General features: G+C 65.6%; 9 protein-coding genes and 2 pseudogenes. 5 read left to right on the top strand and 6 right to left on the bottom strand.

Annotated elements, in window-relative coordinates; all coding sequences use genetic code 11:
- Positions 1–22 precede the first annotated feature (22 nt).
- Positions 23–145 (bottom strand): annotated as a pseudogene (locus G3N99_RS42405) (methylamine utilization protein MauE); the annotation flags it as partial.
- Between the two features lie 7 nt (positions 146–152).
- Entirely contained in the window at positions 153–1,310 is a 1,158-nt protein-coding gene (locus tag G3N99_RS24105) for an amine dehydrogenase large subunit (RefSeq protein ID WP_206123645.1), read from the bottom strand.
- 244 nt (positions 1,311–1,554) lie between these two features.
- On the opposite strand from G3N99_RS24105, the gene G3N99_RS24100 reads away from it, so the two are divergent.
- The 5 genes from G3N99_RS24100 (at position 1,555) to G3N99_RS24080 (ending at position 7,631) form a co-directional block, all read left to right on the top strand.
- Positions 1,555–2,517: a helix-turn-helix domain-containing protein gene (locus G3N99_RS24100; protein ID WP_174938964.1), complete on the top strand. Its 963-nt coding sequence runs from the start codon at positions 1,555–1,557 to the stop codon at positions 2,515–2,517.
- A 126-nt stretch (positions 2,518–2,643) separates the two neighbouring features.
- Entirely contained in the window at positions 2,644–3,588 is a 945-nt protein-coding gene (locus G3N99_RS24095) for a GlxA family transcriptional regulator (protein WP_206123646.1), read from the top strand.
- A 501-nt stretch (positions 3,589–4,089) separates the two neighbouring features.
- Positions 4,090–5,802: a M36 family metallopeptidase gene (locus tag G3N99_RS24090; protein ID WP_206123644.1), complete on the top strand. Its 1,713-nt coding sequence runs from the start codon at positions 4,090–4,092 to the stop codon at positions 5,800–5,802.
- A 79-nt stretch (positions 5,803–5,881) separates the two neighbouring features.
- Positions 5,882–7,135: a M20/M25/M40 family metallo-hydrolase gene (locus G3N99_RS24085; RefSeq protein ID WP_174938960.1), complete on the top strand. Its 1,254-nt coding sequence runs from the start codon at positions 5,882–5,884 to the stop codon at positions 7,133–7,135.
- Positions 7,136–7,262: 127 nt separating this feature from the next.
- Positions 7,263–7,631 carry a YbjQ family protein gene (locus G3N99_RS24080; protein ID WP_174936482.1) on the top strand — a complete coding sequence of 123 codons (369 nt, stop codon included), beginning with the start codon at positions 7,263–7,265 and terminating at the stop codon, positions 7,629–7,631.
- Positions 7,632–7,641: 10 nt separating this feature from the next.
- Here G3N99_RS24080 and G3N99_RS24075 read toward each other — a convergent pair whose 3' ends face one another.
- The 4 genes and pseudogenes from G3N99_RS24075 to G3N99_RS24060 form a co-directional block, all read right to left on the bottom strand.
- The gene (locus G3N99_RS24075) at positions 7,642–8,352 is read right to left on the bottom strand and encodes a PepSY-associated TM helix domain-containing protein (protein WP_174936479.1); all 711 of its coding nucleotides are present in this window, start codon (positions 8,350–8,352) and stop codon (positions 7,642–7,644) included.
- Positions 8,349–9,032 (bottom strand): Fe2+-dependent dioxygenase, encoded by a 684-nt coding sequence (locus G3N99_RS24070; protein WP_174936476.1) that lies wholly within the window; start codon positions 9,030–9,032, stop codon positions 8,349–8,351. The genes G3N99_RS24075 and G3N99_RS24070 overlap by 4 nt, the downstream gene beginning before the upstream one ends.
- 44 nt (positions 9,033–9,076) lie before the next feature.
- Positions 9,077–11,266 (bottom strand): TonB-dependent siderophore receptor, encoded by a 2,190-nt coding sequence (locus G3N99_RS24065; protein ID WP_206123643.1) that lies wholly within the window; start codon positions 11,264–11,266, stop codon positions 9,077–9,079.
- 545 nt (positions 11,267–11,811) lie between these two features.
- Positions 11,812–12,238: pseudogene (locus G3N99_RS24060) on the bottom strand (MFS transporter); the annotation flags it as partial.

The raw sequence follows: 12,238 nt of genomic DNA, 5'->3' as shown, positions 1-12,238 counted from the left end.
GCCGTGTTCAGCCAGGCGCTTGCCGGTAACCGGCAAGCGCCTGGCTGAACGCGGCGGGCCGCCGCATCTTCGCGAACGCGCCGAGCAGCACGACGACGGCAGCGCCGGCCTGCGCGCTGGTGGCAAGTACGGGATCGAGCGTCATCGCGGCCTCACGGGTTGACGAGCAGCGACGACGTATTGCCGATCTGCTTCTCGACGTGCTGCAGCTTGCCGGTGCGCGCATCCATCACGACGAGGTCGGACGTCGCCGTCAGCCCGTAGAACAGCGGCTTGTCGTCCTCGCTGACCTGGATCGACACGAGCGGATCGACCTTCTGCTGCGCGAGATCCCAGCGCGCGACACGCTGCTTCGACTTCAGGTCAACCACCCACACCTGGGTACCGGGATCCTTGTGCGAGCCGTCGCCGCCCTTGTGCATCAGCACGTAGTAGCGGTTCTGCCTGGCCTGCACGGCCGTCTGCTGCATGCCGCCCGGGCGCCAGCCTTCGGCACGCTCGGCGTCCGTCAACAGCGACCATGGCTTGCCGAACGCGGGCTTGTCGCCGCTGAAATCCGCGCTGAGCACGTTGCCGCCGTACGTCGTGAACAGATACTCGCCCTTGTAGCGCGACGCGTTCACGAACGCCGGATCCTTGTCGACGTCGATGAACGCATCCGACATCGTGCGCTTCGCTTCCTTGCCGTTCGCATCGAGCGTGACGGTCAGTGCCTTGCCGCTTTCGCACAGCGCGGTGAAGCGGTCGTTGCCCGACGGATACGCGAGCACGCAGGCTGCCGTGTCGATCTCCGACAGCACTTTCTTCGACACGGCGTCGATCACCGTCAGCGATGCCGCCGGCGTGATGTTCGCGACGTACAGCCGCTTGCCGTCCGCGCCGAACGCGGTGTTGTACGGCGACGGCACATGCTGCGCGTGCTTCGCCGGAATCACGATCTCGCCCGCGTGATCGAGCGTCGTGTTGTCGGTCATCTCGACGACGTCGGTGCGCGTGCCGTGCGAGCCGCGCGAGAAGTAGGTCGTCGCGACGAAGCTGGTCCTGTGATCGGGAGAAATCGCGAAGCCGGGGCCGAAACCGCCGTCGATCTGGCCGAGCAGCTTCTTCGCATCGGCGTCGTACACGTAGATGCGTCCGTCGGTCATCGACGGCATCGAGATGTCGACGATATAGACCTCGTGCTGATGCCATGGCGGCATCTTCTGCACGACCAGTTCCTCCGGCTTTTCCGTCGCGTTCGCGCTGCCGACCCATGCCGCCGCGAACGCCAGCGTCGCCGCGAGCACCGCGGTTCGTCGCCTTGTCCTCATGTCGCCTCCAGTTGGGGAATCACGTGATGTGGGGCGACTGTAGTTCGACAATAAATCCGGTCAGCACCCGGACCGGCACCGCGTGCGTGCCGATTCGGGATATTGGAAAACCGCCTGAAAGCCACGCCGGCTGGAGGCTTCCGACCCTCTGACAAATGCGCGCGGAATAGCGCTCCCCCTTATTGCGCCGACCACGCGGTCGGTTTAATCTTGCGCGGTCCTGATCGACGCACCTGGAGGCGCTGTGTTCGTGTTTCACGAGAGGTTCGACAACGCGGACCGGCATGCCGAGGCGCTGCGCGGCTGGAACCAGCGCTACGACCAGATCGGCTCGGGCGCCTATCGCAGCGCGGTCAAGCATGCGGTGCTGGACGGCATGCAGTTGTTCCAGGAAGCCGCCAACGTGCGCATCATCCAGCGCGGAAGGTTGCCGCACGACCACACGGTGTTCGGCATGCCGCTTACCGGCTCCGGCGCATTCGCATTCGGCGGTGCGCGCATCGAACGCGGCACGATGGTGATGGCGCGCGGCGGTGCGCCGTTCGAGCTGCATTCGCCCGACGACATGTCGCTGATCGGTGTCGTCGCCGATCGCGAATTGATGCAGCAGGTCGAGGATGCGGCCGATGTCCACCTCGATGACGCCATGTTGCGGCGCGGCGTCGTCGACATGCCCACCGCCGTGCTGATGCGCGCGAGCGTGCAGGTCGCCACGCAACTCGAACGGGTGCTGTCGGCCCCCGACACGTACCTCGACGCACGCGCGCAGCGCGAACTGCGCGGCGAGATCGGCAACGTGCTCGTCGATCTCCTCACGTACCGGATTGCCGAACCGTCGAACCGTCTCACGCACGCCTGCCGCGCCGACATCGTGCGTCGCGTGCACGACTACGTGATCGACCATCCCGAAGCACCGGTCGACGTGCTGAGCCTGTGCACGCAATTGCGCGTGAGCCGGCGCACGATGCAGAACAGCTTCCAGTCGGTCGTGCAGACGAGCCCGTTGAATTACGTGCGCTCGCTGCGCTTGTCGCAAGTGCGGCGGATGCTGCTCGATACGCGGCAGGCCGACCTGCCGATCAGCGATGCGGCCGCGCGCTGGGGCTTCATCCACCTTGGGCATTTCGCGAACGCGTACAAGGCGCAGTTCGGCGAGTTGCCGTCGACCACCGCGCGCCGGTCGGTGCGCGGCGCAAAAACGCGCTAAGCCCGCGCAAAACCCGCGATAATCTCCCGCTGACCGTTCGGCGCGCGCGAGCCGGCGCGGCACCCGCCCGTCCGCTCGCCGCCCCGCGCGATGCGTGACGACCACCGGATTCCATCCCCTGCCCCGATGCCCGAGGATTTCCACTTCCTGCTGCTGCCCGGCTTCTCCGCGCTCGGCTTCATGTCCGCGGTCGAACCGCTGCGCGTCGCGAACCGCTTTCGCACCGAGCTCTATCGCTGGCACGTGATCAGCGCCGACGGCGCGCCCGTCGCCGCGAGCAACGGCATTCCGGTCGCCGCCGAAGCCGCATGCGCGGAGGTCGACAAGGTCGATACGGTGTTCGTCGTCGCGGGCTTCGATCCGCTCGTGTGCTACACGCGTGCGATCGGCGACTGGCTGCGCCGCCAGCACCGTCATGGTGCAACGCTCGGCGGCATCGACACGGGCAGCTTCGTGCTCGCGGAAGCCGGGCTGTTCGACGCAACGCAACCGCTCACGCTGCACTGGGAAGCGCTGGCCGCGTTCCGCGAACGCTACCCGGGCCTCAACGCGACGCAGGAGTTGTTCGAGATCGACGAACGGCGCATCACGTGTGCGGGCGGCACCGCGTCGATCGACATGATGCTCGACCTGATCGGGCGGCGGCACGGCGCCGATCTCGCGGCGGCGATCTCCGAGCAGTTCGTCGTCAGCCGGATCCGGCAGCGCTCCGACAGCCAGCGGCTCGAGATCGCCGCGCGCTACGGCGTGCACAACCGCAAGCTGATCCAGGTGATCGGCACGATGCAGCGGCACATGGAAAACCCGCTCGGCTCCGACGCACTCGCGCAGGAGGTGTCGATTACCCGCCGCCAGCTCGAGCGGCTGTTCAGCGCGACGCTGAACGACACGCCGACGCATTTCTACCTGAACCTGCGCCTCGATCGCGCGCGTGAACTGCTGCAACAGACCGACATGAGCATCACCTCGGTTTGCGTCGCGTGCGGGTTCGAATCGCCGTCGCATTTCTCGCGCACGTATCGCACGCGGTTCGGTTTGAGCCCGCGCAACGACCGGCGCGCGACGCGCTGATCGTCGCGGGTTTAAAGCACAATCCTGCGCGGTATTGCGCGTTCCGGCGGCGTTTCCCGCCGCTCGCTGAACAATGCCGGCGATTGATCGACAGACTGAAGCGGTCGTCGAAAATAAATTGGAATGTCGTTGAAAATATTCTGTAACATACCAAAAAAAGTTAGATAGGCAGCCTAACGACACGCGTGCTTCACTCGACGCGTATCGCGCCGCACCGGCTGCCAACCGATACCGATTCGATCCGAGGGGTATGACATGACGATGCTCGCTTCGCCGTCGCCGCACCTGCCTGCCGTTCGCTTCTTCGCTCGCTTCTCGGCCTGCTTGTCCCCCTCTGCGCCCGCCTGTTTCTTTTCGACCTGACATTTAGGGATCCTTAGTCAGTCGACACCCCCAACACCGCTTCGCCGCACCGGTTCCATCGAGCCGTCGCGCGGGCCGTGTCGTGCCTGCGCGCCACGAACGCGCGGGCGTGTCCAACCGTTGAGATGAGGATCACGTATGCAGACATCACGCAAAGCACTGCCGCTCGCCCTGGGTCTCGCGCTCGGTTTCGGCATCGTCGGCGGCACCGCGGCCGACACGAAAGTCTCGAATCCGCAAGCAACGAGCCTGCGCGAAAGCCTGACGCGCGGCGTCGCGCCGGCGGCCGCCAAAGCCGATACGGCCGCCGGGCAGTTCCGCCCGGACGGCGTCGCCGTCACGCTGTACAACCCCGCCTATCGCGCGAAGAAAACCGCCACGACACCCGCCGCCACCGCGCGCGACTTCGTCGCGTCGCAGGCCGCGCAGCTCGGGCTCGATGCGACCGCACTCGCGAGCCTCGTCGTCACGTCGGAGCGCAGCGATGCCGATTTCACCGTCGTGCGCCTGCAGCAGCAGGCAGCCGGATTGCCCGTGTACGGCAGCGATATCGCGGTGACGGTCGCGAAGGACGGCCGCATCCTGTACGTCGCGAGCAACACGGTCAACGGCGTGGTCGCGACGTCGCGCAAGTCGCAGGCCGTCGACCAGCAGCAGGCGCTCGACCGCGCCCGCGCGTATCTCGGCGTGAGCGGCTTCACGAACCTCGATGCGCAGCTCGTCGCGTTCGTCGACAAGACGGGCACGCATACCGCATGGAAGGTGCGCGGCCGCCCGAACGACGGCCCGAAAGGCGACTGGGAACTGCTGATCGACTCCGGCAGCGGCGAAGTGCTGCGCGCCGAGGACAAGGCGTTCTACGCGACCGACGGCACGGGCTTCGTATTCCGGCCCGATCCGCTGTCGCCAACCAAGAGCAGCTACGGCAGCACGGGCTACAAGGACAACAACGACGGCGATTCGTCGCAGCTCACCGCTGCGCGTGTACGCGTGACGCTGAAGGATCTCGCGCAGTCGGGCGGACGCTACTCGCTGTCGGGTCCGTACGCGGCGTGCGTCGATTTCGATGCGCCGCTCGACAAGGCGTGCCCCGTGCAGTCGACGCCCACGTTCGAATTCACGCGCGGCAACCTGTATTTCGAGGCCGTGAATGCGTACTACCACATCGACACGTTCCTGCGTTACGTGAACCAGACGCTCGGCATCAAGGCGTTGCCGTACCAGTACACCGGCGGCGTGCAGTACGACCCGCACGGCGAATCGGGCGACGACAACTCGTCGTACTCGTCGAGCAGCGGCCGGCTGACCTTCGGGCAAGGCGGCGTCGACGATGCGGAAGATGCGGACGTCGTGATCCACGAGCTCGGCCACGGCATCCACGACTGGGTGACGAACGGCGGCCTGTCGCAGCAGGAAGGCCTGTCGGAAGGCACCGGCGACTATCTCGCCGCCGCGTACAGCCGCGACTTCAACCAGTGGAGCCCGTCGGACGCGCAATACAACTGGGTCTACAACTGGGACGGCCACAACGAGTTCTGGGGCGGCCGCGTGACCAACTGGAACGTCGGGCGCACCTATGCGCAGGCACGCGGCGCGGAGATCCATACGGCCGGCCAGTACTGGGCGTCGTGCAACCTCGTCGCGCGCGACGCGATCGGTGCGCAGGCGATGGACAAGGCGTTCCTGAAAGGCTTGTCGATGACCAACAGCTCGACCAACCAGAAGGCCGCCGCGCAGGCCGTGCTGACGGCCGCGTCCGCGCTCGGCTACAGCAACGCGCAGCTCACCGCGATCGGTAACGCGTACAACCAGAGTTGCACGTACGGCGTGACCGTACCGAAGAAGTCGTAATTCCGCAGCAGGCGGGGGCGCGTCGCACGACCTGCGGCGCGCCCTCTTCCTCGACATCGCCATCCTCACGAGATCGACCATGCCTACTCTGAAACTGACCCGCCTGAGCGCCGCGCTCGGCGGCATGCTGCTGACCGCCGCCGCGCACGCGACGCCGGTGTGGATCACGCTCGGCGACTCGGCGTTCCGCCAGTTGCAACGCATCGACGCCAGCGCCACCGCGCAATACAGTACGACCCTCGACGCCGGCAAGACGGCCGACGGCGCCGCGCGCCGCGAAACCGTCCACGTCGTCGAAATCGACGATTCCCGGCTCGGCGAGCTCGCCCACGCCGTCCACCATACACGCGGCCACGGGCCCGGCTATGTCGTGCACGACTCGTTCGACGAAGCACGCCAGGCACTGCAGCCGTTGCCGCCGACGCTCGCGAAACAGGCCGCCGCGCCCGTGTACAAGGTCTCGAACGCGCCGCAGATTGGCACGTGGATCCAGCAATTGCAGGCCAGCAACATCGTCGGCACGATCACGTCGCTGTCCGGCTTCACGAACCGCTACTACACGACGTCGCACGGTGTCGCGGCATCGGACTGGCTCGCCTTGCAGTGGAAGCAGCTGGCGGGTTCGCGCGCCGACATCACCGTCGAGCAGTTCGCGCACACGGGCTTTCCGCAGAAATCCGTGATCCTGACGATCCGCGGCAGCGATCCGGCCGCGGGCACCATCGTGCTGGGTGGCCACCTCGACTCGACGGTCGGCCGCACGACGGAGAACACGCGCTCGCCCGGCGCGGACGACGATGCGTCGGGCATCGCCAGCCTGACCGAAGCGCTGCGCGTGCTGCTCGCGAACAACTACAAACCGAAGCGGACGATCAAGTTCGTCGGGTACGCGGCCGAGGAAGCCGGGCTGCTCGGCTCGAAAGCGATCGCGAAGCAGTTCCGCGCGCAGAATGCGAACGTGGTCGGCGTGCTGCAGCTCGACATGACGAACTACAAGGGCGACCCGAAGGACATCTACCTGATCACCGACTACACGAACGCGTCGCAGAACACCTACCTGACGAATCTGGCGAAGACGTACCTTCCGGAACTCGCGATCGGCACGTCGCAGTGCGGGTATGCATGCTCGGATCACGCGTCGTGGAATGCGCAAGGGTATCCGGCGTCGTTCCCGTTCGAGGCCGACCAGAACGACAGTCCGTACATCCATACCGTGAACGACACGCTGGAGAATTCGGATCGCCAGGCGAATCACGCGTTGAAGTTCGGCAAGCTGGCGCTCGCCTATGCGGTCGATCTCGGCGGCAACGGCAGCGCGACCGTCAAGCGTTGACCCGGCGACGGCCGGGTGCGGTGGAACGGGCGCATGGTGCGGGCGCGCCCGTTCGAACCCGGCCCAGCCCGTTTGCCGTTCCGGATAGAATCGTCATTCGCTCACTTCAGCAACACGGTGCAATGCCATGACCGATATCTCCCGCTCGTTCGACGATCTCACGCCCGAACGCGTCACGACCGCATTCGACCTGCCCGGCCACACGATCGTCCGCTCGCTCGGCGTCGCACAGGGCATCATCGTGCGCTCGCGCTCGATCGTCGGCTCGTTCGGCGCGTCGCTGCAAACCCTCTTCGGCGGCAACATCACGCTTTATACGTCGCTGTGCGAGAAGGCGCGCCAGCAAGCGTTCGACAAGATGCTCGGCGACGCGCGCAAGCTCGGCGCGAATGCGATCGTCGCGATGCGCTACGACTCGACCGAGATCGGGGCGGGCGTCACGGAAGTCATCTGCTACGGCACGGCCGTGCGGGTCGCGCGCGACGCCGGCGCCTGACTGTCAACCGTTACGCGCCGGCCGCCCACACGATCGCGACGATCGAGCCGATCACGAGCACCACGCCGACGGTCTTGCGCCTGTTCAGTTCGGTCCACAGCAGCACGCCCGTCAGCGACAGCAGGATCAGCGCACCCGCGAGCGTATCGACGAGCAGCACCCAGCCGATGCTCATCCCCACGCCCTTGTGCAGGTTCGTCAGCCACGCAAGCGTGCCGTTGCCGGTGCGTTTGAGCGTCATCGTGTCGCTGCCGACCCAGTAGTCGACCGCGACGTTCTCGCGCGGCGACGCGAACACGAGCTGCCAGTGCTCGGGCTGCACGGTCTCGCGGTCGCCCCATGCGACCGGATGCTCGGGCTCCTTCTGCACGCGCCCCATGCGTTCCGGCAGATGCAGATCCGGTTGCCCGCGCAACCATTTCGCGAGTGCTTGCGGCGACGCGGGTTCCGGATCGGGTACGTCGAGCCGCACCGTCTCGACCTGCGGCGCGCCGGTCTGGATCCGCAGCGGCGGCGCACGATGATTCAGCAGGAACCCCGTCGTACCGAACAGCAAGCCGAGCGCGGCGCCCCACAGTCCGATCCAGCCGTGCACCTTGCGCAGCCACTTGATGAACGTGCCGCGGCGCGATCGCGCGCCGCCGGCGCCGGCCGGACGCGTGCCCGGCGTGGTGCGCGACGCGGGTACCGCGTCGATTTCGATGGGATCGGCAACGCTCACGTTTCGCTCCAGATTCTCAAAAGATTGTGATAACAGCCGACGAGGCTGCGACACGCCTGCGCATCCGCGCCGCTCGCATTGAGCCGCTGGATCGCGGTGTCCATGTCGAACAGCAGCGCGCGCTGCGCATCGCTCCGCACGAGGCTCTGCACCCAGAAGAAGCTCGCGACGCGCACGCCGCGCGTGACCGGCGTGACCTGATGCAGGCTCGTCGCCGGGTAGACGATCAGGTCGCCGGCCGGCAGCTTGACCTGCTGCACGCCATACGCATCCTCGATCACGAGTTCGCCGCCGTCGTATTCGTCGGGTGCGGACAGGAACAGCGTGACGGACACGTCGGTGCGCAGCTTCACACCGTTCGGCAGCACGCGCACCGCCCCGTCGACGTGGCTGCCGAACGTCATGCCGCCTTCGTAGCGGTTGAACAGTGGCGGATAGACCTGGTTCGGCAGCGCCGCGCTGATGAACAGCGGATTGCGCTCGACCGCGGCGAGGATCACGTCGCCCAGTTCGCGCGCGACCGGCGAATGCTCGGCAATCTGCTGGTTGCGCTTGACCGGCGCGCCCGTGTAGCCGGCCGTCGCGCGGCCGTCGACCCACGCGTCGCCCGCACGATCGAGCCGGTCGCGCACCATGCGCACCTGTTCGGGTGTCAGCACGTTCGGGATGTGTACAAGCATCGTTCCACCTTTTTCATCGAATGCCGCGGCGGCATGCGTATCGCTCAGAACCGGTAGTCGAGCGTCGCCAGGAACGTACGCCCGACGCCCGGCACCGCGCGGCCGCCGTCCGACTGGATCAGCGCATCGTAATAGAACTTGTTGGTCAGGTTCAGCAGGTTCAGCCGCAGGTCCCACTGCTTCGCGTGATACGCGGCCGTCGCGTCCCAGCGCGTATAGCCGCCCACCTGCACGTAGTCCGTGTTCGCCGCGTAGCGTCCCGACATGTAAGTCGGACCGCCGCCGATCTCCCAGTGCGGCGTGAACGCATAGGTCGTCCACAGCGTGAAGGTGTTGCGCGGCGTATTCGCGAGCGTCTTGCCCTGCGTGCCGTCGAGCGCGCTGAGAATCACGCCGTTCATGTACGTGTAGCTGCCGAACACCTGCCACTTCGGCGTGATGTGGCCCGTCACGCTCGCCTGGAAGCCACGCACGCGAATATCGCCTTCGAGCAGGTATTCGCCCGTCGACGTCTGCGTGCGCGCGTTGCTCTTCTCCTGCTGGAACAGCGCCGAGGTGACCGACAGGTTGTCGTTCAGCAGGTCCCACTTGCCGCCCACCTCATACGACTTCGTGTGCTCGGGCGCCAAGTTCTGCGTGTTGTTCGTGACCGTCAGCGTCTCGAGCGACGGGTTGAACGACGTGCCGTACGAGAAGTAGTACGACTGCGAATCGGTCGGCTGGTAGATCAGGCCGGCCCGCACGCTCGTGAAATAGTTCGTCTGCGACGCATAGCCGGGCGCGCTCACCGTGTTCGCGAGATGCGCCTGGAAGCGATCCCAGCGCAGCCCGCCCACGAATTTCCAGTCGCGGCCGATCGATACCGTGTCGTTCATGTACGCGGCGAGCGTCGTTGCGCCCGATTCCGCATGATTGGCCGGCGTCTGGGTCGCATTGGACGCCGTCGACGACAGGTAGGCCGGATCGATCAGCGACAGGATCGGCAGGCCGCTGCGCGTGTACGTCTGGTTCGTGTAGCTGTCGTGGCCGACCTCGACACCGGCGATCAGGTCATGCTTCACGAACCCCGTGTCGAACTTGAAATGCGCCATCGTGTCGTTGTCGACCGAATGGTTCTCGATCACGCGATCGTGGCTCGCGAGCTTCACGTACAGCGCGGACAGCGGCAACGACGTGTAGTTGCCGTTCGTCAGCGCGGTGCTGGACGACAGCGGCCCGGTCAGCACCGCGTTCGCCGCCGTCTCGCGCGCATCCGTCATCGAGTGCGAGAACGACGTGCGGTTGCTGATCGTCAGCGCATCGTTGACGCGATGGTCGATGCGCGCGGACACCGTCTGCACGTCCTGGATCGTGCGGTCGTCGGTGAGACCGTAGAACGTGTTCTTCGACACCGGCGCCGGATGGCCGTTGACCGCGAGCACGCCATAGTCCGGCATGTCGTAGTTGTGCTGGATCAGCGCGGACAGCGTGACCTCGGTCGGCGTGCCGATGCCGAAGCGCAGCTCCGGCGCGATCCCGTAGTCCTTGTTCTTCATCACGTCGCGCGTCGAGCCGAGCGACTGGCCGAACGCGTTGATGCGGAACGCCGACGTCGCGCCGAGCGGCCGGTTCAGGTCGACGCTCGTGCGGTAGCGATCGTCGGTGCCGATCGTCGTCGACACCTCGGCCGACGGCTTCAGGTTCGCCTTCTTCGACACCTGGTTGATCACGCCGCCCGTCGAGCCGCGCCCGAACAGCATCGACGACGGGCCGTACAGCACCTCGACGGAATCGAGATCGAACGTATCGCGGTAGTACTGGTTGCGGTCGCGGAAGCCGTCGAGATAGATGTCGTTCTGCGCGGTGAAGCCGCGCAGGTTGATGTTGTTGCCGATCTGCCCGCCCTCCGCGCCGCCGATCGTGATGCCCGGCGCATTGCGCAGCGCATCCTGGAACGACGTGAGCCCCTGCGATTCCATCAAGGCCTTGTTGATCACCGTGACCGACTGCGGAATGTCGCGCAGCGCGGTCGGGGTTTTCGCGCCGACGGTCGAGCGTTCCGCCTGGAAGTCCTGATGCTCGGCCTGCCCCGATACGCTGATCGTCGGCAGCGTGTCCTGCGTGCGCGCGGCGGGCTTTGCGTCGGCAACGGGGGGCGCGTCGACGGCGGGCGCGCCCTGCGCGAGCGCGGGCGAAACGATGGGCATGGCAAAGGCCAGCGCGAGCGCGCTCGCGAGCGGGGTCCTGTTCGGCATGGAAATCCAGTCGGGAAAACCGTCCGCGTGGACGCGCGATGGTGCGCGCACGAGGCACGGATACGTTGGCTGACTGGCCGTCCCGAATCAGGCTGAGGGCGGCGCTAGCTGGCTACGGTTGACGAGTGATCGACGGGCTTGCCCGATCGATCATGAAAATGAGAATCGATATCATTTCATGTATTTCCATTTGTTTCAATTTCCGAAACTTTGTCATACCAATGATTATCATTTCGAAAAATTACAGAAGCCTATTTGTAATTTATTGAATGGATATCGTAATTGAAGGTCGACATTCTTCTGATGAGAAACGCCCGCAATCCCTTGAACAGCAAGCCATTGACGGATCAGGCTCTTTCTCGTGACGGCATTGCGGCATCGACTGGTTCACGCGGGTTTCGAGGCGCCTGAATCGAGCCGAATTCAGTTCCGCGCGATCCTTTTTTATTAATCAGACGATTAATCGCGCCGAGCATAGAAAGCAATTAGATTGAATATCGAATGGCATTTGAAATACTCAGACGTGAAACGGCGTCGATATCGCTTCAACGCTCGCGGTCCAGCGACGTCATGTTCCGCAGTTGCGGGAACAACCGCATCCACGTGAGCGCGACCAGAATCGTCGCGGTACCGCCGACGACGATCGCCGTCGGCGCGCCCCACCACGCGGCCGTCACGCCCGATTCGAATTCGCCGAGCTGGTTCGACGTGCCGATGAACAGCGCATTGACCGCGCTCACGCGCCCGAGCATGTCGTCGGGCGTGCGCAACTGCACGAGCGACAGCCGCACGACGACGCTGACCACATCCGATGCGCCGAGCGCCGCCAGTGCCACGAGCGACAGAGCGAAGTGCCGCGACAACCCGAACACGATCGTCGCAATGCCGAACGCGATCACGCCGCCGAACATCGCGCGGCCTGGCCGCCCCTTCAGCGGGAAGCGCGTGAGCCACAGCGTGCCCGCGAGCGCA

Source organism: Burkholderia sp. Ac-20392 (genome assembly GCF_017104585.1).
Classification (GTDB): domain Bacteria; phylum Pseudomonadota; class Gammaproteobacteria; order Burkholderiales; family Burkholderiaceae; genus Burkholderia; species Burkholderia lata.
This window is presented reverse-complemented; position numbering and strand designations above follow the sequence as displayed.